This window comes from Salmonella sp. 32070601201500089SM, assembly GCF_017573605.1.
GTDB classification, from domain to species: Bacteria; Pseudomonadota; Gammaproteobacteria; order Enterobacterales; family Enterobacteriaceae; genus Salmonella; species Salmonella enterica.
In genome coordinates this window covers 218905-240860 of sequence record NZ_JAGETK010000006.1, presented here as the reverse complement: position 1 = coordinate 240860, position 21956 = coordinate 218905, and the positions used below count along the sequence as shown (strand labels likewise).

Sequence of the window (21956 nt, the reverse complement as noted above, 5' to 3'; positions counted from 1 at the left end):
CGTAGGGTGTTGGCTCCAGGCTCCATGCCCGCGCCTGATTATGCCACTATAACCGCTAATTCCGTAGAAGTGGAATCCCGACAGCATATCGCGTAGTGTAGAACGGCCTTTTTTTCGTCAGCCGTGAACGACGGCACATCGATTTTCAAGGAATAACAATAACATTATGCAAAGCCTTTCCCCTACATCGCGTTATCTCCAGGCACTCAACGAAGGCACCCATCAGCCTGACGACGTACAGAAAGAGGCGGTCGACCGTCTGGAAACCCTTTATCAGGCGCTCACCGCGAAAAAATCGTCGGCTACGCCACCCGGCGGACTGATAGCGCGACTGGGGAAATTATTAGGCAAAAACGAACCGGACGCGCAAATACCGGTTCGCGGGCTGTATATGTGGGGGGGCGTGGGTCGCGGCAAAACCTGGCTCATGGATCTCTTCTACCACAGCCTGCCGGGTGAGCGAAAATTACGCCTGCATTTTCATCGGTTTATGCTGCGCGTGCATGAAGAACTTACCGCGCTACAGGGACAGATCGATCCGTTAGACATTATTGCCGATCGGTTTAAAACCGAGACGGACGTACTGTGTTTCGATGAGTTTTTCGTCACCGATATTACCGACGCCATGCTGCTGGGCGGTTTAATGAAAGCGCTGTTTGCACGCGGCATTACGCTGGTCGCGACCTCCAATATTCCGCCGGATGAACTCTACCGCAACGGTTTGCAACGCGCCCGCTTCCTGCCGGCTATCGATGCCATTAAACAGCACTGCGACATTATGAATGTGGACGCCGGCGTCGATTACCGGCTGCGGACGCTGACGCAGGCCCATTTATGGCTAACGCCGCTTAATGATGAAACCCGGCGGCAAATGGATAAACTGTGGCTGGCGTTAGCGGGGGCCGCGCGCGAGCACGCTCCGACGCTGGAAATCAATCATCGCTCTTTATCCACCCTGGGCGTTGAAAACCAAACGCTAGCGGTCTCTTTCGCTACGCTGTGCGTCGAGGCCCGCAGCCAGCATGATTACATTGCGCTCTCAAGGTTATTTCACACGGTTCTGCTGTTTGACGTGCCGGTCATGACGCCGCTGATGGAGAACGAAGCGCGCCGCTTTATTGCGCTGGTGGATGAGTTTTACGAGCGCCACGTTAAGCTGGTGGTCAGCGCCGCCGCACCGTTATATGAAATTTATCAGGGGGAACGGCTCAAGTTTGAATTTCAGCGCTGTCTGTCACGCCTGCAAGAGATGCAGAGTGCGGAGTACCTCAAGCGGGAGCATATGCCGTAAGCCGGACAAGCGCAGCGCCCCGGCATTATGCGGTATTATATCTGTGCAACCTCCCCGACCGAGGGTGAACCAGGCCTGAACAAAACCCGCGGCAAATCGCAAAAAGGGGTCGATCTTTGACCTGGACTTCTCTATAATCCTGCGACCCCACGTTACAAGAGAGTTTTTTCCCAAACTTTCTCTGTGCCGGCCAAACATATCCGAGGGGGTAGGTTTACCGGACTTTGTCGTGTGAACCTCAACTATTTAAAACGTTTGGGTGTTCACCAACGTGTAACTTATTTATTTGGGTAAGCTTTTAATGAAAACTTTTACAGCTAAACCAGAAACCGTAAAACGCGACTGGTATGTTGTTGACGCGACCGGTAAAACTCTGGGCCGTCTGGCTACTGAACTGGCTCGTCGCCTGCGCGGTAAGCACAAAGCGGAATACACTCCGCACGTAGATACTGGTGATTACATCATCGTTCTGAACGCTGACAAAGTTGCTGTAACCGGCAACAAGCGTACTGACAAAGTGTACTATCACCACACCGGCCACATCGGTGGTATCAAACAAGCGACCTTTGAAGAGATGATTGCCCGCCGTCCTGAGCGTGTGATTGAAATCGCGGTTAAAGGCATGCTGCCAAAAGGCCCGCTGGGTCGTGCTATGTTCCGTAAACTGAAAGTTTACGCGGGCAACGAGCACAACCACGCGGCACAGCAACCGCAAGTTCTTGACATCTAATCGGGATTATAGGCAATGGCTGAAAATCAATACTACGGCACTGGTCGCCGCAAAAGTTCCGCAGCTCGCGTTTTCATCAAACCGGGCAACGGTAAAATCGTTATCAACCAACGTTCTCTGGAACAGTACTTCGGTCGTGAAACTGCCCGCATGGTAGTTCGTCAGCCGCTGGAACTGGTCGACATGGTTGAGAAACTGGATCTGTACATCACTGTTAAAGGTGGTGGTATCTCTGGTCAGGCTGGTGCGATCCGTCACGGTATCACCCGCGCTCTGATGGAGTACGACGAGTCCCTGCGTGGCGAACTGCGTAAAGCTGGCTTCGTTACTCGTGACGCTCGTCAGGTTGAACGTAAGAAAGTCGGCCTGCGTAAAGCACGTCGTCGTCCGCAGTTCTCCAAACGTTAATGGGGTTCTGCTTCGGCAGACAACTGTTAGCGAAAAAACCCGCTTCGGCGGGTTTTTTTATGGCTAAAGTCCGAATCCAGTCTCTTTTCCTCCCTATCTTTAGCATTATTCTCATCTTATTCATCTTTCATGCACGCTCAGAGAAAAGGAAGTCGCAGTGGGATTTTTTAACTCATTGTTTACTAAGAAAGAGTCGTTAATGCTGTCGAATAAATGGGAATTCTTTATAACAACGGTGGATGACCATGTTACGGGGATACGTGTGGATATCGGCGCCATTCAGGATGAAAAATTTGATCGCCTTATCCATACCGGGTTCTTACGTGTTCATTACACCAACTGTTATGAAAATGGTTTACCGCAGCCCGATGAAACACAGCGTTTAAATCGTATAGAGGACTGGCTTGATGAAAAGGGGAAGACGTTTCCGATCTGGCTGGTGGGTGTGGTTACCCAACAAGGCTGGCGCGATTTTGTGTTCATGTCGGAAGAGGATCTTAACTGGGAAAAGACGCTGGATAAATTGCTCGCTGGTGGCCCGGAAATCTCTTTTAGTTATAGAGAGAGTCACAATGATAAAGGAAACTTTTACCGCCAGTTCTTGTATCCAACCCGATACGACTGGAACTGGATACACGATTCCCGTGTGTGCCGGGGATTACAGGAACAAGGTGATGATCTGACGCTTCCGCGCGCTATTGATTATTATGCGACATTGCCTACAGAGGTCGCAGCGCGCGACCTGGCGCAAGATATTGCTGCATTACCGTATGGCATAACGCTGGTCAGTATTCGAATGAATGACCCGCAACAGGGGTTTATGGCGTCTTTTATCAGCACCGATGCTCCGCAACAATGGCATATGACAGAAATCACTTGCCAGCTTACCGATCTGGCTGAAAAACATGGCGGCAGTTTTGATGGCTGGGGCGCACCGGTAGTACAGGCATAACAGGCGAAAGACAATATCTCAGGTGGGGCGAGCATTTCAGACCAGGAATATCTCTTTTTCCTCATTTCCAGAATCGACTCACCACAAAGGTCACAAAATCTGGTAAACTATCATCCAATTTTCTGCCCAAATAGCGGGGAATGTTCATTTTTTGTCTCGTTTCTGAGCAATGATGGCTTTTTTCGCCCTGGGTGACATAACATCTGGCTGGTCACATTGTGGCTGGTAGCAGTAAAAATTCTGAATATACCTGGAGGTTTTCATGGCTGTCGCTGCCAACAAACGTTCGGTAATGACGCTGTTTTCTGGTCCTACTGACATCTATAGCCATCAGGTCCGCATTGTGTTGGCTGAAAAGGGTGTTAGTTTTGAGATCGAACATGTGGAAAAGGACAATCCACCTCAGGATCTGATTGACCTCAACCCGAATCAAAGCGTTCCGACACTGGTGGATCGTGAGCTGACCCTGTGGGAATCTCGCATCATTATGGAATATCTGGATGAGCGTTTCCCTCATCCGCCGCTGATGCCGGTTTATCCGGTCGCGCGCGGTGAAAGCCGTCTGTACATGCACCGTATTGAAAAAGACTGGTATACGCTGATGAACGTCATCGTAAACGGGTCTGCTTCCGAGGCCGACTCTGCGCGTAAACAACTGCGTGAAGAGCTGCTGGCGATTGCGCCGGTATTTGGTCAGAAACCGTATTTCCTGAGCGACGAATTCAGCCTGGTTGATTGCTACCTGGCGCCTCTCTTGTGGCGTTTACCGCAGTTGGGTATTGAATTCAGCGGCGCAGGGGCGAAAGAGCTGAAAGGCTATATGACCCGCGTCTTTGAACGTGATTCTTTCCTGGCTTCTTTAACCGAAGCTGAACGTGAAATGCGCCTCGGTCGGGGTTAACCTGTATGGATTTGTCACAGTTGACGCCGCGTCGTCCTTATCTGTTGCGTGCTTTCTACGAGTGGTTGCTGGATAACCAGTTGACCCCGCATCTGGTGGTGGATGTGATGCTGCCTGGCGTGCATGTCCCTATGGAATATGCGCGCGATGGGCAAATCGTCCTCAATATTGCGCCGCGAGCGGTAGGTAATCTGGAGCTGTCTAATGATGAAGTGCGTTTTAATGCGCGCTTCGGCGGCGTTCCCCGTCAGGTTTCTGTGCCTTTGGCTGCGGTGCTGGCGATTTACGCCCGTGAAAATGGCGCAGGCACCATGTTTGAGCCTGAAGCCGCCTATGATGAAGACGTTGTCAGCTTAAATGATGATGACAATACCGCAGGCGCGGAAAGCGAGACCGTGATGTCCGTCATTGATGGTGATAAGCCCGACCACGATGACGACAGTAGTCCTGATGACGAGCCGCCTCCGCCGCGTGGCGGACGTCCGGCGCTGCGTGTAGTAAAATAATCAACAGGCCCTGAAGGGCCTGTTTTGTTTGGTCTCCTCTCGGGTTCACCCTGCTTTTAAAGCTGTGTTACGATAAGCTTGCTATTATTTGCCACCGACCACTCATGAATGGACGTTATGAACGCATTTGATTCGCAAGCAGAAGATTCTCCGACATCCCTCGGGCGTAGTTTGCGCCGCCGCCCGCTGGCGCGTAAAAAACTGTCTGAAATGGTTGAGGAAGAGCTGGAGCAGATGATCCGCCGTCATGAGTTTGGCGAGGGAGAACAGCTACCGTCTGAACGTGAATTAATGGCCTTCTTCAATGTAGGACGTCCCTCCGTGCGTGAAGCGTTAGCTGCGCTGAAGCGTAAAGGTCTGGTGCAAATCAATAACGGCGAACGCGCCCGCGTCTCGCGCCCCTCTGCTGATACCATCATCAGTGAACTGTCGGGTATGGCGAAAGATTTTCTTACTCATCCTGGCGGCATCGCTCACTTTGAACAGCTACGGCTTTTCTTTGAATCCAGCCTGGTACGCTATGCGGCGGAACATGCCACCGACGAGCAGATCGCGTTGTTAACGAAAGCGCTGGAAATTAATAGCCAGTCGCTGGATGACAACGCGCTGTTTATTCGTTCGGATGTCGAGTTTCACCGGGTGCTGGCTGAAATTCCCGGCAATCCGATCTTTATGGCTATTCATGTTGCTCTGCTGGACTGGCTAATCGCCGCTCGCCCAAGCGTTCCCGATCGTGAGCTGCATGAACATAATAACGTGAGTTATCAACAGCATATTGTGATTGTTGATGCCATTCGCCAGCGAGATCCCGATAAAGCGGATCGCGCTCTGCAAACCCACCTCAATAGCGTTTCCGCTACCTGGCACGCGCTCGGTAAAAAAAGTCAAAAAATGCGGTAGCGATCGCACCTCCGATCCCGGTTTAGTGAAGCAGATCGCACTATAAGCGTTCTGTATTATTTGCTGCTTATTTGATCTGGTATAACAGGTATAAAGGTAGGTAGTTAATATATTCATCATCCGTAGAGGTAGGTATGGCAAAAGCATTGCAAGGCGTAATGGCGGCGTTGTTGACCCCATTTGATCATCAGCAGCAACTGGATAGCGAAAGCCTGCGCCGTCTGGTGCGTTTTAACATCGGGCAGGGTATCGACGGGCTGTACGTTGGCGGTTCCACCGGGGAAGCATTCGTACAGAGCCTTGCTGAAAGAGAGCAGGTACTGGAGATTGTCGCCGAAGAGGCGAAGGGAAAAATCACGCTGATCGCCCATGTCGGGACGGTAAGCACCGCAGAAAGCCAGCAGCTTGCCAGCGCCGCAAAGCGTTACGGTTTTGATGCGGTCTCTGCGGTGACGCCTTTTTATTACCCTTTCAGTTTTGAAGAGCACTGTGACCATTATCGGGCAATCATTGATTCCGCAGATGGATTGCCGATGGTGGTATACAACATTCCGGCGTTAAGCGGCGTAAAACTTACCCTCGATCAGATCAATACGCTGGTGACATTACCGGGCGTGAACGCGCTGAAGCAAACCTCCGGCGATCTCTTCCAGATGGAGCAGATCCGCCGCGCGCATCCGGATCTGGTGCTGTACAACGGTTATGACGAAATCTTCGCTTCCGGCCTGCTGGCGGGCGCGGACGGCGGTATCGGCAGCACATACAACATTATGGGCTGGCGTTATCAGGGGATTGTTCAGGCATTGCGTGAGGGCGATGTGGCGAAAGCGCAGCGTCTGCAAACCGAGTGCAATAAGGTTATTGATTTACTGATTAAAACCGGCGTATTCCGCGGCCTGAAAACGGTCCTGCATTATATGGACGTGGTATCGGTGCCGCTGTGTCGTAAACCGTTCGCGCCTGTTGATGAAAAATACCTGCCGGCGCTCAAGGCGCTGGCTCAACAACTGATGGAAGAAAAGGCGTAACAGCATAATGCCGGGGGCGCTACGCTTGCCCGGCCTACAACAGTGTGAGCGGTAGGCCGGATAAGGCGGAGCCGCCATTCGGCATAACGACAACAAAAATCGTCGGGAGAGTAAAATGAGTACTTCTACCCAGAACATCCCGTGGTATCGCCATCTCAACCGGGCGCAATGGCGGGCATTTTCCGCTGCCTGGCTGGGATATCTGCTTGATGGTTTTGATTTTGTGTTGATTGCTCTTGTACTGACTGAGGTACAAAGCGAATTTGGGCTGACGACGGTACAGGCGGCAAGCCTGATTTCTGCGGCTTTTATCTCTCGCTGGTTCGGCGGGTTATTACTGGGCGCGATGGGCGATCGCTATGGGCGTCGTCTGGCGATGGTCAGCAGCATCATCCTGTTTTCGGTGGGAACCCTGGCCTGCGGGTTTGCGCCCGGTTACACCACCATGTTCATCGCCCGACTGGTGATTGGTATGGGCATGGCGGGCGAATATGGTTCCAGCGCGACCTATGTAATCGAAAGCTGGCCAAAACATTTACGCAATAAAGCCAGCGGTTTTCTGATTTCCGGCTTCTCCGTCGGCGCGGTCGTTGCCGCGCAGGTGTACAGCCTGGTGGTGCCTGTCTGGGGCTGGCGCGCGCTGTTTTTCATTGGCATTTTGCCAATTATCTTCGCCCTCTGGCTGCGGAAAAACATTCCGGAAGCGGAAGACTGGAAAGAGAAACACGCGGGTAAAGCGCCGGTACGTACGATGGTCGACATTCTTTATCGGGGCGAACATCGCATCATCAACATTTTAATGACTTTCGCCGCCGCCGCTGCGCTGTGGTTCTGTTTTGCCGGTAACCTACAAAATGCTGCGATTGTGGCGGGGCTGGGACTACTGTGCGCGGTTATCTTTATCAGCTTTATGGTGCAGAGCAGCGGTAAACGCTGGCCCACTGGCGTCATGCTGATGCTGGTGGTACTGTTTGCTTTCCTCTATTCCTGGCCGATTCAGGCGCTATTACCCACTTATCTGAAAACCGAGCTGGCCTACGATCCGCATACGGTGGCGAATGTCCTGTTCTTTAGCGGATTTGGCGCGGCGGTTGGTTGCTGCGTAGGCGGTTTTCTTGGCGACTGGCTGGGAACGCGTAAAGCATATGTCTGTAGCCTGCTGGCCTCGCAAATCCTCATTATTCCGGTCTTTGCGATTGGCGGCACAAACGTCTGGGTTCTGGGTCTGCTACTGTTTTTCCAACAGATGTTGGGGCAGGGGATTGCCGGGATTCTACCGAAACTGATCGGCGGTTACTTCGATACCGATCAGCGCGCGGCGGGGCTGGGCTTTACTTATAACGTCGGCGCGCTCGGCGGCGCGCTGGCGCCGATCCTGGGAGCGCTGATCGCTCAACGTCTGGATTTGGGCACTGCGCTGGCATCGCTCTCTTTCAGCCTGACGTTTGTCGTGATCCTGCTTATTGGGCTTGATATGCCGTCTCGCGTACAGCGTTGGCTACGTCCGGAAGCGTTACGCACCCACGATGCTATTGACGACAAACCGTTCAGCGGAGCCGTACCGCTTGGCAGTGGTAAAGGTGCCTTTGTAAAAACGAAAAGTTAATCCGCTTGCCCGGTTTTCAACCGGGCAATATTTGTAAGGGAGTAGTATGTCGTTACTTGAACAACTGGATAAAAATATTGCCGCTTCTGGCGGCCTGATTGTCTCCTGCCAGCCCGTTCCGGGCAGTCCGCTGGATAAGCCGGAGATTGTAGCGGCAATGGCGTTGGCAGCGGAACAGGCGGGCGCGGTTGCGGTGCGTATTGAAGGCATAGACAACCTGCGTATGACCCGCTCGCTCGTTTCGGTACCCATTATCGGCATTATCAAACGCGATCTGGACGACTCTCCAGTGCGCATTACCCCTTTTCTCGACGATGTAGATGCGCTGGCACAGGCCGGAGCAGCTATTATCGCCGTTGATGGAACCGCTCGGCAACGGCCGGTAGCCGTTGAGGCGTTGTTGGCGCGCATTCATCACCACCATCTACTGGCGATGGCCGACTGCTCATCCGTGGACGATGGTCTCGCCTGTCAACGGTTGGGCGCGGACATTATCGGCACGACAATGTCCGGCTACACCACCCCCGATACGCCGGAGGAACCCGATCTGCCCTTAGTCAAAGCGTTGCATGACGCCGGATGCCGGGTAATAGCCGAAGGGCGCTATAACTCGCCAGCACTGGCAGCGGAGGCGATCCGCTATGGCGCATGGGCGGTGACGGTGGGGTCCGCCATTACCCGTCTGGAACATATCTGTGGATGGTATAACGACGCATTAAAAAAGGCGGCGTCATGACTACGTTAGCAATTGATATTGGCGGGACTAAACTTGCCGCCGCGCTCATCGACAAAAACTTGCGCATTAGCCAGCGTCGCGAGCTACCGACCCCCGCGAGCAAAACGCCGGATGCGTTACGTGAAGCATTAAAGGCGCTGGTTGAACCACTACGAGCAGAGGCGCGTCAGGTAGCGATAGCTTCTACCGGGATCATTCAGGAAGGGATGCTGCTGGCGCTAAACCCCCATAATCTGGGCGGCTTGCTACACTTTCCGTTAGTACAAACACTGGAAGCGATCGCTGGCCTGCCGACGCTGGCGGTGAACGACGCGCAGGCGGCGGCCTGGGCGGAGTATCACGCGCTCCCTGATGATATCCGCGATATGGTATTTATCACCGTTTCAACCGGCGTTGGCGGCGGCGTTGTCTGCGACGGCAAGCTCCTTACCGGAAAAGGCGGTCTGGCCGGGCACCTGGGACACACCCTGGCGGACCCACACGGGCCCGTATGCGGCTGTGGACGCGTTGGCTGCGTAGAGGCCATCGCCTCCGGACGAGGGATGGCCGCGGCGGCGCGGGACGATCTGGCGGGATGCGACGCCAAAACCCTATTTATTCGCGCTGGCGAAGGTCATCAGCAGGCGCGACATCTGGTAAGCCAATCCGCGCAGGTAATAGCGCGAATGATCGCCGATGTGAAAGCGACTACCGACTGCCAGTGTGTGGTCATTGGCGGCAGCGTAGGGTTAGCTGAGGGATACCTGGAGCAGGTTCGCGCGTTTTTGATGCAAGAGCCTGCGCCTTATCACGTGGCGCTGAGCGCCGCTCGCTATCGGCATGACGCAGGATTATTAGGCGCTGCGTTGTTAGCTCAAGGAGACACATTATGATGATGGGGGAAGTACAGTCGTTGCCTTCTTGCGGGTTGCATCCGCGATTGTTGGATGCCTTGACTCTCGCGCTGGCGGCAAGGCCGCAGGAGAAAGCGCCGGGGCGCTATGAATTGCAGGGCGACAATGTCTTTATGAATGTAATGCAGTTAACGACGCAAATGCCGGCCGAGAAGAAAGCGGAATTGCATGAACAATACATTGATATTCAGCTACTACTAACCGGCGTCGAGCGTATTGCGTTTGGGATGTCCGGTGCCGCTCGCCAGTGCGAGGAGATGCACGTTGAAGAGGATTACCAGCTTTGTAATCAAATTGCCGACGAGCAGACTATTACGCTGCAAGCGGGGATGTTTGCTGTGTTTATGCCAGGAGAACCGCATAAACCGGGATGTGCAGTGGGTGAGCCGGATGACATCAAGAAAGTGGTAGTGAAAGTACGCGCCAGTCTGCTGGCGGCCTGAATCTCTTGCCGGAGCAGTCTTCCGAACGCAGCCCCTTACGGGCTGCGTGGTGAATGTGCCGGAGAGCGCGGGTATGACGGGTTAACGCTTAAACGTCACGGCTTCCGGCTGGGTCAGGTGCAGCGTCGTCTGGCTCGGCACCGTCTCGGCAATCACCCGCCCGTGGCGAATCGAGTAACGGGCAGGCGTCTGGCGACGTACCGCATCGAATCCATTCTCAGCGGGTAAGATAACCAGATTCGCGGCATTGCCGACGCTCAGACCGTAGTCCTGTAAATGCAGGGTTTTTGCGCTGTGGGTAGTGATCAGATTTAACCCGTCGTTGATTTGCCCATACCCCATCAACTGGCAAACGTGTAACCCCATATGCAACACCTGCAGCATATTTGCTGTGCCTAATGGATACCACGGGTCGAAGACGTCATCATGGCCAAAGCAGACGTTGATCCCCGCTTCCAGCATCTCTTTCACTCGCGTGACGCCACGACGTTTCGGGTAAGTGTCAAACCGCCCTTGCAGATGAATATTCACCAGCGGGTTGGCGACGAAGTTAATCCCCGACATTTTCAACAGGCGGAACAGGCGTGACGCATACGCGCCGTTGTACGAGTGCATAGCCGTGGTGTGGCTGGCGGTCACGCGCGCCCCCATGCCATCACGATGCGCCAGCGCCGCGACCGTTTCGACAAAGCGAGACTGCTCGTCATCAATTTCGTCGCAATGCACATCGATCAAGCGATCGTATTTCTGCGCCAGGGCGAAGATTTTGTGCAGCGATTCAACGCCATATTCCCGCGTGAACTCAAAGTGCGGAATGGCGCCAATAACGTCAGCGCCCAAACGCACGGCTTCCTCTAACAGCGCTTCACCGTTGGGATAAGACAGAATACCTTCTTGCGGAAAGGCGACGATTTGCAGGTCTACCCACGGCGCAACCTCTTGCTTCACTTCCAGCATGGCTTTCAGCGCGGTGAGCGTAGGATCTGAAACGTCAACGTGAGTACGAACGTACTGGATGCCGTTAGCCATCTGCCATTTCAGGGTCTGCATCGCGCGCGATTTCACATCTTCATGCGTGAGCATTGCTTTACGTTCTGCCCAGCGCTCAATCCCTTCAAACAGTGTGCCGGACTGGTTCCAGCTCGGTTCACCCGCCGTTTGCGTGGTATCCAGGTGGATATGTGGCTCAACAAACGGTGGAATAGACAGACCGCCTTCGGCATCAAGCACTTCGCCCTGCGGTAACGATGCGGCTTCCTGAGGCTCAATCCGGCTAAAGCGCCCGTTTTCAATCGTAATCTGCCATAATCCTTCGTGTCCCTGCAGACGCGTCTGACGAATAGTGATGTTATTGTTCTGCATGGCTGACCTCTGGTGATTTAGCAAGGCTGCGGTTGAAAAGTGGATTCAGCAGGATATAGCTGAAGACGCCGCCGAGTACGGCGTTGACGGGCACAATACCAGGAACATAATGTCCGGCGGCGATGCCCAGCGCGACGGAAAGAATAGCAATCCAGTTAACGGGAATAAAGCGCACGGTGTTGAAGTCGGCATAGCGGCGACGGTTCAACAGATAGTCGGCAATAATCACTCCGCCAATCGGTGGGATGGCAGATGACAGGAACGTCAGCCAGCCGACAAAATTATTGTAAAGCCACAGCGCGCACACGGTACCGATAATCCCGTTCACCACCGACAGCGTACGGCTGGAAAGACCGGTAATATTGGCGAAGCCCAGACCCGATGCGTACAGCGCGTTATCGTTGGTGGTCCAGATATTCAGGCCAAGCACCACAATCGCGGGCAGCAGCAGCCCCTGCGCTATCATCACGTCAGAGATATCCGCCTGACCGACGGCGGCAGCGCCTGCCGCGCCAAAGATAAACATCAGCGAGTTGCCGAGGAAAAAAGCGACCATCGCAATCAGTACGGCGCTTTTGGCATGACGCCCGAAGCGGACGAAGTCGGCGGTCAATGTACCGGCGCTGACAAACGAGCCCACCACCAGCGCCAGCGCGCTGGAAAAATCCAGCGGCGTCTGCGGCGCTATCGTTTTTAAATGCTCCAGCCCACCCACGCCGCTGACCGCCAGCCAGACGGAGTAGCTGCCCAGAATAACGATCGCGGGTACGGCAATGATAGACAAAATGGTCAACGCCGAGATGCCGAAAAAAATGGTCAGGGTCATCAGTAGACCCGAAACGGCAATCAGAATATTGGCATCAATGCCCGTCGCTTTACTGACCGGAATAGCGAACATCGCTACGCCAACGCCAACGCCAAACCAGCCTACCTGTGTGCCGCCTAGCAGCAGCGAGGGAAGCCATGATCCTTTAACGCCAAAGGAGTAACGTGCAAGGAGGTGGGTGGAGAGTCCGGTTTTTGCGCCGATGTAGCCAAGAAATGCAGTGTAGATACCGAGGAGGAGATTACCGAAGAGAACTGCGAGGAAGAAATCGTGATAGGTAAGACCGGTGCCGAGTGTCCCTCCGGTCCACATACTGGCGGAAAAAAACGTTAAACCCAACATGACAAACGTCAGTGGAATCACACCCTTCCGCGCCGCCAGAGGGACGGGGCCCTGGCTATAATTGTTGTCCTGCGACACAACGCCTCCATGAATTTTGCCCAAAAAATCCGCCGCATAATATACAGTTCTCAGAATAAAGCAAACGTTTTCGTGTGATATTTTTTTGATAATTATTCATGACATTAATGGTTCGCTAGTTTTTCTCCGTTGTCAGTGAACCACCGCGTGTGAGTTGAGTTTCCAGCATGGTTTGCGAACGAATAAGTTCGTCTGTGAGTAATTTTTCGTCGGGCAACTGCACTTTGTACTCGCTCGCCATGATGGTGTTTGGCAGGCCAGTCAGCGCGTAATGCGCTTCCCCCGCGCCTTTCCCTGCGCACAAAACCAGGCCGACTGGCGGGTTTTCTCCGGGCATTGTCCAGTGCTCTTTGGCATAGTTCAGGTACATATTCATCTGCCCGGCATCGCTATAGCTGAATTTGCCTACTTTCAGGTCAACGAGCAACAGGCAGCGCAAACGACGATGGAAGAACAGCAGATCGACGCGGAACCAGCTATCGTCTATGCGTAGTCGGCGTTGGCGGCCAACAAAAGCAAAATCGTCACCGAGCTCCAGCATAAAGTCCATCAGGTGGCTGAGCAGCGCGTCTTCGAGATCTGATTCGGAATACTCGTCCTTCAGGTTAAGAAATTCCAGAATGAACGGGTCGCGTATGGCTTGCTCCGGCAAAACGTTTGGCTCGGCGGGTGCAGGCTGCTGCAACATGGCGGATTTGTCGTGGGACAGTAGTGTTCGTTCGTAAAATTGAGTGGCGATTTGCCTGTCGAGCTGCCGTACGGACCAGCCGTTACGTAGCGTCTCTTTCTCGTAAAAAGTGCGGGCATCGGGATTTTTTACCGACAAGAGGCGGACATACGCCGACCAGGGGAGTGGGAAAGATTTAGCCAGTTGCGCCAAATGGAGAGATTCTCCAGACACTGTCTGGAGAATCTCAATTTTTTGAAAATAAAGATAAAACTTTTTAAATTGCCATAGATTACTGGCAGAAAAACCTCGTTTATATCTTTGGCTTAAATCCTGTGATAAACGATCAATTAGCTGTTCACCATAAGCAGCTCTGGCTTCACCGCCTTGTTCAAATTCAACAATGCGTCGACCCATTTCCCAATAGGTTGCTGTCATGATGGTGTTGATGCTGCGAACGGTTTGTGTCCGCGCTGTGTCCAGCAGTTGAACAATTCCGTTATGAATTTGCTGATATTCATCAGACTGTGGCGCTAAAGTTGGATTCGTCATGTCATCCCTTACGTGATAGTTTCATTGTGAAATTAGAACGCTATCAATACGCTTCAGGCGTAAACGGATCAATCTATGAACGGATTTTACATGGCATTACATCTCGATTTACGAGCGGGTTTCCAGAATCGGCAGGAGAGATATTGAGGAGAGGAATATCGGCTCCCCAGCCATCAGCCAAGGCAGTAAGCGGGGAGCCGGAAGGGTTATACTTCGAGGTAGTTCATAATCCCGTCAGCCGCTTTACGGCCTTCCGCAATCGCCGTCACCACCAGATCGGAACCGCGCACGATGTCGCCACCGGCGAAGATTTTCGGGTTGCTGGTCTGGAAAGCATTATCGCTGCGTTCCGGCGCGATAATTCGTCCCTGCGAGTCCAGTTCCACGCTGTGTTTCGCCAGCCATTCCATGCTGTGTGGACGAAAACCAAACGCCATCACCACCGCATCAGCCGGAACCACATGCTCGGAACCGGCGACGATCTCCGCCCGCCGACGGCCTTTGGCATCCGGTTCGCCCATTTCAGTGCGCACCATTTTTACGCCGCTCACTTTGCCGTTGGCATTGACTTCAATGCCCAGCGGTTGAACGTTAAACTGAAATTCGACACCTTCCTCGCGCGCGTTCTTCACTTCGCGTCTGGAACCCGGCATGTTCTCTTCATCACGACGATAAGCACAGGTTACGTGCGTTGCGCCCTGACGAATGGAGGTACGTACGCAGTCCATTGCGGTATCGCCGCCGCCCAGCACCACCACGCGCTTGCCTTCCATACTGACATATGGTTCGTCGCTGGTTTCGCCAAACCCCATGATCTGCTTCGTATTGGCGATCAGGAACGGCAAAGCGTCGAAAACCCCGTCCGCATCTTCATTTTCCAGCCCGCCGCGCATCGACTGATAGGTGCCGACGCCAAGGAATACCGCATCGTAATCTTTCAGCAGATCTTCAAGCTGTACATCACGACCCACTTCGGTATTAAGTTTGAACTCAATACCCATGCCGGTGAAGATCTCGCGACGGCGGGTCATCACCTCTTTTTCCAGTTTGAAAGCTGGAATACCGAAGGTCAGCAGGCCGCCGATTTCCGGATGGCGATCAAAAACCACCGCCTTCACGCCGTTGCGGGTCAGCACGTCGGCGCACGCCAGCCCTGCCGGACCTGCGCCGATAATCGCTACCCGTTTGTCCGTCTGGCGTACGCCGGTCATATCCGGGCGCCAGCCCATCTCAAACGCTTTATCGTTGATATAGCGCTCAATGTTACCGATGGTCACTGCGCCGAACTCATCGTGCAGCGTACAGGAGCCTTCGCACAGGCGGTCCTGCGGGCAGACGCGGCCACACACTTCCGGCAGGGTGTTGGTCTGGTGCGATAGCTCAGCCGCCTCAAAAATACGCCCTTCGTTAGCCAGTTTCAGCCAGTTCGGGATGTAGTTATGTACCGGACATTTCCACTCGCAGTAGGGGTTACCGCAGGACAAACAGCGATCCGCCTGGGCTTTCGCCTGACCTTCAGAAAACGGTTCGTAGATTTCAACAAACTCGATCTTACGGATCTTCAGCGGTTTCTTCGGCGGATCAACGCGCTGCAGGTCGATAAATTGATAAACATTCTGGCTCATTTCAATTCCTTACTGCGCCTGCACGCGCAATTCTGCCGCACTACGACTACGGTGGCCCAACAGGGCTTTGACATCGCTGGACTTGGGCTTAACTAACGCGAATTGGGTTGAGAAGCTTGACCACCTGGACAGGATCTCTTCGCCGCGTTGCGAACCAGTATGTTGCACGTGCTCGGTGATCAGGCCGCGCAGATGCTCTTCGTGGATAGCCAGCGAATCAACGTCCAGTACTTCTACCAGTTCCGGGTTCACGCGTTTACGGAATTCGCCATCTTCGTCCAGCACATAGGCGAAGCCGCCGGTCATCCCCGCGCCGAAGTTAACGCCGGTTTTACCCAGCACGCAGACGATGCCGCCGGTCATGTATTCACAGCCGTTGTCGCCGATGCCCTCTACTACGGTAATCGCCCCGGAGTTACGCACGCCGAAACGTTCGCCCGCGCGGCCCGCCGCGTACAGACGGCCACCGGTGGCTCCATACAGGCAGGTGTTGCCGATAATGCTGGCTTTATGACTGAGGAAGGCGGAACCTACCGGTGGTCTGATGGCGATCAAACCGCCTGCCATACCTTTACCGACATAGTCGTTGGCATCGCCAGTCAGATATAACTCCACGCCGCCCGCGTTCCACACGCCAAAGCTCTGGCCTGCGGTACCGCTGAAGTGCGCTTTAATCGGATCGGAAGCCAGCCCCTGATCGCCGTGGGTCTGTGCGATATAGCCGGAAAGCGACGCGCCGACGGAACGATCGGTGTTGCGGATATCAAACCAGAAGGTTTTGCTCTGGCGCTCATCAACAAACGGTTTTGCCTGCTGCAACAGCTGCGCGTTCAACACGCCGTTATCAAACGGTGGGTTGTTCTCGGTGCAGTACAGCGCTTTGCCAGGATGCGGCTCCGCAGTTTCCAGCAGACGAGACAGCTCCAGCTTCTGCTGCTTGGCGGTGAAGCCATCCAGCTCTTTGAGCAGGTCGGTGCGGCCAATCAGGTCAACGAGGCGGGTGACGCCCAGTTCAGCCATCAGCTCGCGGACTTCACGGGCGATAAATTCAAAGTAGTTGGTTACTTTGAACGGCAGGCCGTGATAGTGGTTCTTACGCAGTTTCTCATCCTGAGTCGCAACACCGGTTGCGCAGTTGTTCAGGTGGCAAATACGCAGGTATTTACAGCCCAGCGCGACCATCGGCCCGGTACCGAAGCCGAAGCTTTCCGCGCCGAGGATCGCCGCTTTAATGATGTCGACGCCCGTTTTCAGGCCGCCGTCCACCTGCAGACGAATCTTGTGACGCAGGCCGTTAGCGACCAGCGCCTGCTGCGTTTCGACCAGACCCAGCTCCCACGGACAGCCGGCGTATTTCACCGAAGACAGCGGGCTGGCGCCTGTGCCGCCGTCGTAGCCGGCGATGGTGATGAGGTCTGCATAGGCTTTTGCCACGCCGGTAGCGATGGTGCCGACGCCCGGTTCGGAAACCAGCTTCACGGAGATCATCGCTTTCGGGTTGACCTGTTTGAGGTCGAAAATCAGCTGCGCTAAGTCCTCGATAGAGTAAATATCGTGGTGCGGCGGCGGAGAAATCAGCGTCACGCCCGGTACGGAATAACGCAGTTTGGCAATGTATGGGGTGACTTTATCACCCGGCAATTGACCACCTTCGCCCGGTTTCGCGCCCTGAGCGACTTTAATCTGAATGACGTCGGCATTGACCAGGTACGCCGGGGTGACGCCAAAGCGACCGGAGGCTACCTGCTTGATGCGCGACACTTTGTTGGTGCCGTAACGCGCCGGGTCTTCGCCGCCTTCGCCGGAGTTGGAGTTGCCGCCGAGGCTGTTCATCGCTTCCGCCAGCGCTTCGTGCGCTTCCGGACTTAATGCGCCGATAGACATGGCTGCGGTATCAAAGCGTTTAAACAGCTCACTGGCGGGCTCAACCTCGTCGATAGTCACCGCCTCGCCGTCTGGATGTATCGCCAGCAGATCGCGCAGCGTTGCCGCCGGACGCTCATTGACCAGTTTGGCGTATTCCTGATAATCGCTGTACTCGCCGCTCTGTACCGCCTGTTGCAGGGTACGCACGACATCCGGGTTATAGGCGTGATATTCGCCGCCGTGGACGTACTTCAGCAGGCCGCCAGGGCTAATGGGTTTGCGCGCCAGCCAGGCGCGTTTGGAGAGATTCAGCAGATCCTGCTGGAAGTCATCAAAGCTCGCGCCGCCGATACGGCTGACCACGCCCTGGAAGCACAGGTTTACCACATCATCGTGCAGTCCGACCGCTTCAAACAGTTTGGAGCAGCGGTAAGAGGCAATGGTCGAAATGCCCATTTTGGACATAATCTTGTACAGCCCCTTGTTGATGCCGTTACGGTAGTTCTGCATCACGGTACGGTAGTTTTTGGCGATGGCCTGGGTATCAATCAGACGCCCCAGCGTTTCGTAGGCCAGGTACGGATAGATAGCCGTTGCGCCAAAGCCGAGCAGTACCGCAAAGTGATGCGGATCGCGGGCGCTTCCGGTTTCTACGATGATGTTGGCGTCGCAGCGCAGGCTTTGTTCTACCAGACGCGTTTGCACCGCGCCCACCGCCATCGGCGCGGGGACCGGCAGGCGATTCTTACCGATATTGCGATCCGAGAGGACCAGCAGCACGGTGCCGTTGCGCACCATCTGTTCCGCTTTATCGCACAGCGCCTTAACCGTCGCGTTCAGTGTGGTTTCGGTCACGTCGAAGGTGATATCCAGACGGTCAGCGCGATAATGCTCCTCTTTCATGGTGGTGAGCTGTTTGAAATCGGAGTACAGCAGAATTGGCGATTTAAAACTCAGGCGATGGGCCTGACCTTCCGCTTCGCAGAAGACGTTCATTTCGCGACCGATGCTGGTGGCGAGCGACATGACGTGCGCTTCACGCAGCGGGTCGATAGGCGGGTTAGTGACCTGCGCGAACTGCTGGCGGAAGTAGTCGTAAATAATACGCGGCTGGCTGGAGAGCACGGCAAAGGGGGTATCGTCGCCCATTGAACCGACGGCTTCCTGGCCGTTTTCGCCCAATACGCGGATAACCGAGTCCAGCTCTTCGGCGCTGTAGTTAAACTGTTTCTGATAGCTGGCGAGCAGGTCATCGTCCAGTTCGCGGCTACCAACTTCTTCATCAGGCAGCTCTTCAAACGGCACCAGGCGGCGGACGTTTTTCTCCATCCACTCTTTATATGGATGGCGGCTTTTCAGATCGTCATCGGTTTCCGCGGAATGCAGAATACGTCCGCCGCGGGTGTCGATCACCATCAGCTCGCCTGGGCCGACGCGGCCTTTCTCGACCACTTCATCCGGCTGATAGTCCCAGATACCGACTTCGGAGGCGCAGGTGATCAGCTTATCTTTGGTAATGACGTAGCGTGCCGGGCGCAGGCCGTTACGGTCAAGGTTACAGGCGGCGAAGCGCCCGTCGGACATCACGATGCCTGCCGGACCGTCCCACGGCTCCATATGCATGGAGTTAAAGTCAAAGAAGGCGCGCAGATCCTGGTCCATATCGGGGTTGTTCTGCCAGGCGGGCGGCACCAACAGGCGCATGGCGCGGATGATGTCCATCCCGCCTGCCAGCAGCAGTTCCAGCATGTTGTCCAGCGAGCTGGAATCCGAACCGGTTTCGTTAACAAACGGCGCAGCGGACTGTAAATCCGGGATCAGCGGCGTCTGGAATTTATAGGTACGGGCGCGCGCCCACTGGCGGTTGCCGGTGATAGTGTTAATCTCGCCGTTATGCGCCAGGTAGCGGAACGGCTGCGCCAGCGGCCAACGCGGCACGGTGTTAGTGGAAAAGCGCTGGTGGAACAGACAGATGGCCGATTCCAGACGCAGATCCGCAAGATCCAGGTAGAAACGCGGCAGATCCGCCGGCATACACAGACCTTTATAAATGTTGACCAGGTTCGACAGGCTGCATACGTAGAAATCCTTGTCGTTCTGCAGGCGTTTTTCAATGCGTCGGCGGGCGATAAACAGACGGCGCTCCATATCGCGCGGACGCCAGCCCGCCGGAGCGTTGACAAAAATCTGCTCAATACGCGGCAGAGAGGAGAGGGCGATTTCACCGAGCACGCCTTCATTGGTTGGCACATCGCGCCAGCCGACAATCGACAGGGTTTCCTGCTGTAATTCTTCTTCGACAATATGGCGTGACGCGGCGGCCAGTTCAGGATCTTTATTCAAAAAGATCATCCCGACGGCGTAGTTTTTGGCTAAGCGCCAGCCGCGCTCTTCGGCCACGATGCGAAAGAAACGGTCAGGTTTTTGTAACAGCAAGCCGCAACCGTCGCCGGTTTTACCGTCGGCAAGGATCGCGCCACGGTGCTGCATCCGGGCCAGCGCGTGTATGGCGGTACGCACTACCTTGTGGCTAGGTTCGCCTTCTATGTGGGCGATCAGGCCGAAACCACAGTTATCCTTCTCAAGGGATTTATCGTACAACATATCAGTGAACCTCCCCAGGCTCTACGGGACGCTCTCCCAACCGACGGCGCGCGGGCACAGCAAGAGCATGGCGACGGGGCTGGCGCATCATACGCTTACCTCGCATTCGCCCTCTTTGTGTCCTTTGCGCATTGGTAAATACGGTTAAGAGGGAATCTCAATTACTGCATAAATATGATGAGCAGACGGCTCATCCAGAAAGCTTCCAGCGGATCCCCAACTTATCGGGAATCCACACCCAGGTCAAATGGCAAACTGATTTATGCAAAAGTGTGCTGTAGCACAGATAACTTTTTGAATGTATTGAAATTAAAAGGTTTTTTATAGAGGGGCTGCTAATACGGAGCGGCAGAAAGCCTGTGATCTGTCTCACTATAAGAGCCGCTCGCCAGACGTTATCTGACCTTGTTTTTTCAAAAATCTTGGCATTTTATGCTGTTTTAAGCGTGAGCAGTATTGAATGCTACTGTTTTTATCGATGACCCAGCAAACGCTGAAAAAAGAGGGGAATATCAGGAAAAATCATCAGCGGGATTATGAATGAAATATCGTTTATTTTGCTTGATTATGCAACGGATAAAAGCCTTCCGGGACGATTGATCCAGGTCATCGCCAAAGGAGACTAAAAATGGCAGGCTTTGGCCTCTTTTTAAGAGGCGGTCTATCAGATTATGCAGTTACAGAAATTAGTCAATATGTTTGGTGGGGATCTTTTACGTCGGTATGGGCAAAAGGTTCATAAGCTGACGCTTCATGGCGGTTTTAGCTGCCCTAACCGCGACGGTACCATCGGGCGTGGCGGTTGCACCTTCTGTAATGTCTCCTCTTTTGCCGATGAGGCGCAGCAGCATCATTCGATTGCCGAGCAGCTTGCGCATCAGGCGCATCTGGTGAACCGCGCTAAACGTTATCTGGCCTATTTCCAGGCCTACACCAGCACCTTTGCGGAAGTGCAGGTGCTGCGTTCCATGTATCAACAGGCGGTCAGCCAGGCCAGTATCGTCGGGTTATGCGTCGGTACGCGTCCGGATTGTGTCCCGCAGGCAGTAGTAGATTTACTGTGTGAATATAAAGATCAAGGCTACGAGGTATGGCTGGAACTGGGATTGCAAACCGCGCACGATAAAACCCTGCACCGAATTAACCGCGGGCATGACTTCGCCTGCTATCAGCGTACCACCCGGATTGCCCGGGAGCGCGGGCTGAAAGTGTGTGCGCATCTGATTGTGGGGCTGCCGGGAGAAGGGCAGGCAGAATGCCTGCAAACCATGGAGCGTGTGGTGGAGACGGGCGTTGACGGTATTAAACTGCATCCGCTGCATATTGTGAAAGGCAGTACGATGGCCAAAGCCTGGGAAGCGGGGCGGCTGAACGGCATCGAACTGGACGACTACACGCTAACGGCAGGTGAGATGATTCGTCATACGCCGCCGGAGGTGATTTATCACCGAATTTCAGCCAGCGCTCGCCGTCCGACGCTGCTTGCCCCGCTGTGGTGCGAGAATCGCTGGACGGGGATGGTTGAGCTGGACAAATACCTGAATGAGCATGGCGTACAGGGCTCTGCGCTGGCCCGTCCCTGGATACCACCTGTAGCGTAGCGTGATGAGGGGCGCTACGCATATTTCGCACAATATTCA

Annotated in this window: 18 protein-coding genes; 13 read left to right on the top strand and 5 right to left on the bottom strand. The window is 54.4% G+C overall.

What is annotated here, in order from left to right:
* Positions 1-166 precede the first annotated feature (166 nt).
* The 12 genes from zapE to nanQ all read left to right on the top strand — a co-directional run bounded on the left by zapE (position 167) and on the right by nanQ (position 10394).
* Positions 167-1291: a cell division protein ZapE gene (zapE, locus tag J4728_RS12465; protein WP_001191222.1), complete on the top strand. Its 1125-nt coding sequence runs from the start codon at positions 167-169 to the stop codon at positions 1289-1291.
* 301 nt (positions 1292-1592) lie between these two features.
* Positions 1593-2021, top strand: coding sequence for a 50S ribosomal protein L13 (gene rplM, locus J4728_RS12460; RefSeq protein ID WP_000847559.1), 429 nt, complete (start codon positions 1593-1595; stop codon positions 2019-2021).
* Positions 2022-2036: 15 nt separating this feature from the next.
* Positions 2037-2429, top strand: coding sequence for a 30S ribosomal protein S9 (gene rpsI / locus J4728_RS12455; protein ID WP_000829815.1), 393 nt, complete (start codon positions 2037-2039; stop codon positions 2427-2429).
* 199 nt (positions 2430-2628) lie between these two features.
* Complete coding sequence (locus J4728_RS12450) at positions 2629-3381, top strand: DUF695 domain-containing protein (protein WP_000950539.1); 753 nt, start codon at positions 2629-2631, stop codon at positions 3379-3381.
* 262 nt (positions 3382-3643) lie between these two features.
* Positions 3644-4282, top strand: a complete 639-nt coding sequence (gene sspA, locus J4728_RS12445) for a stringent starvation protein SspA (RefSeq protein WP_000257298.1) — start codon at positions 3644-3646, stop codon at positions 4280-4282.
* A 5-nt stretch (positions 4283-4287) separates the two neighbouring features.
* A complete protein-coding gene (gene sspB, locus J4728_RS12440) occupies positions 4288-4788 on the top strand; it encodes a ClpXP protease specificity-enhancing factor (RefSeq protein ID WP_000366112.1) in 501 nt (166 codons plus the stop codon).
* 108 nt (positions 4789-4896) lie between these two features.
* Positions 4897-5688 carry a transcriptional regulator NanR gene (gene nanR, locus J4728_RS12435; protein WP_000382926.1) on the top strand — a complete coding sequence of 264 codons (792 nt, stop codon included), beginning with the start codon at positions 4897-4899 and terminating at the stop codon, positions 5686-5688.
* Positions 5689-5822: 134 nt separating this feature from the next.
* Positions 5823-6716 (top strand): N-acetylneuraminate lyase, encoded by an 894-nt coding sequence (gene nanA / locus J4728_RS12430; protein ID WP_001029662.1) that lies wholly within the window; start codon positions 5823-5825, stop codon positions 6714-6716.
* A 115-nt stretch (positions 6717-6831) separates the two neighbouring features.
* Positions 6832-8322, top strand: coding sequence for a sialic acid transporter NanT (gene nanT / locus J4728_RS12425; RefSeq protein ID WP_000108071.1), 1491 nt, complete (start codon positions 6832-6834; stop codon positions 8320-8322).
* Between the two features lie 46 nt (positions 8323-8368).
* Positions 8369-9058, top strand: coding sequence for an N-acetylmannosamine-6-phosphate 2-epimerase (locus tag J4728_RS12420; protein WP_000054439.1), 690 nt, complete (start codon positions 8369-8371; stop codon positions 9056-9058).
* Positions 9055-9930, top strand: a complete 876-nt coding sequence (gene nanK / locus J4728_RS12415; protein WP_021000819.1) for an N-acetylmannosamine kinase — start codon at positions 9055-9057, stop codon at positions 9928-9930. The genes J4728_RS12420 and nanK overlap by 4 nt, the downstream gene beginning before the upstream one ends.
* A complete protein-coding gene (gene nanQ / locus J4728_RS12410; protein WP_021000818.1) occupies positions 9927-10394 on the top strand; it encodes an N-acetylneuraminate anomerase in 468 nt (155 codons plus the stop codon). Before nanK ends, nanQ begins: the two co-directional genes overlap by 4 nt.
* Before the next feature lie 81 nt (positions 10395-10475).
* Here the strand turns inward: nanQ and J4728_RS12405 are convergent, their stop codons facing one another.
* The 5 genes from J4728_RS12405 to gltB all read right to left on the bottom strand — a co-directional run bounded on the left by J4728_RS12405 (position 10476) and on the right by gltB (position 20316).
* Positions 10476-11756: a cytosine deaminase gene (locus J4728_RS12405; RefSeq protein ID WP_129396654.1), complete on the bottom strand. Its 1281-nt coding sequence runs from the start codon at positions 11754-11756 to the stop codon at positions 10476-10478.
* Complete coding sequence (gene codB, locus J4728_RS12400) at positions 11743-13002, bottom strand: cytosine permease (protein WP_208211822.1); 1260 nt, start codon at positions 13000-13002, stop codon at positions 11743-11745. Before codB ends, J4728_RS12405 begins: the two co-directional genes overlap by 14 nt.
* A 115-nt stretch (positions 13003-13117) precedes the next feature.
* Complete coding sequence (locus J4728_RS12395; RefSeq protein ID WP_115285636.1) at positions 13118-14221, bottom strand: YhcG family protein; 1104 nt, start codon at positions 14219-14221, stop codon at positions 13118-13120.
* Positions 14222-14427: 206 nt separating this feature from the next.
* Complete coding sequence (gene gltD, locus J4728_RS12390) at positions 14428-15846, bottom strand: glutamate synthase subunit GltD (RefSeq protein WP_000081635.1); 1419 nt, start codon at positions 15844-15846, stop codon at positions 14428-14430.
* Positions 15847-15855: 9 nt separating this feature from the next.
* Positions 15856-20316, bottom strand: a complete 4461-nt coding sequence (gltB, locus tag J4728_RS12385; RefSeq protein ID WP_208211820.1) for a glutamate synthase large subunit — start codon at positions 20314-20316, stop codon at positions 15856-15858.
* Between the two features lie 671 nt (positions 20317-20987).
* On the opposite strand from gltB, the gene J4728_RS12380 reads away from it, so the two are divergent.
* Positions 20988-21917 carry a TIGR01212 family radical SAM protein gene (locus J4728_RS12380; protein ID WP_208211818.1) on the top strand — a complete coding sequence of 310 codons (930 nt, stop codon included), beginning with the start codon at positions 20988-20990 and terminating at the stop codon, positions 21915-21917.
* The last annotated feature ends 39 nt before the right edge of the window (positions 21918-21956 follow it).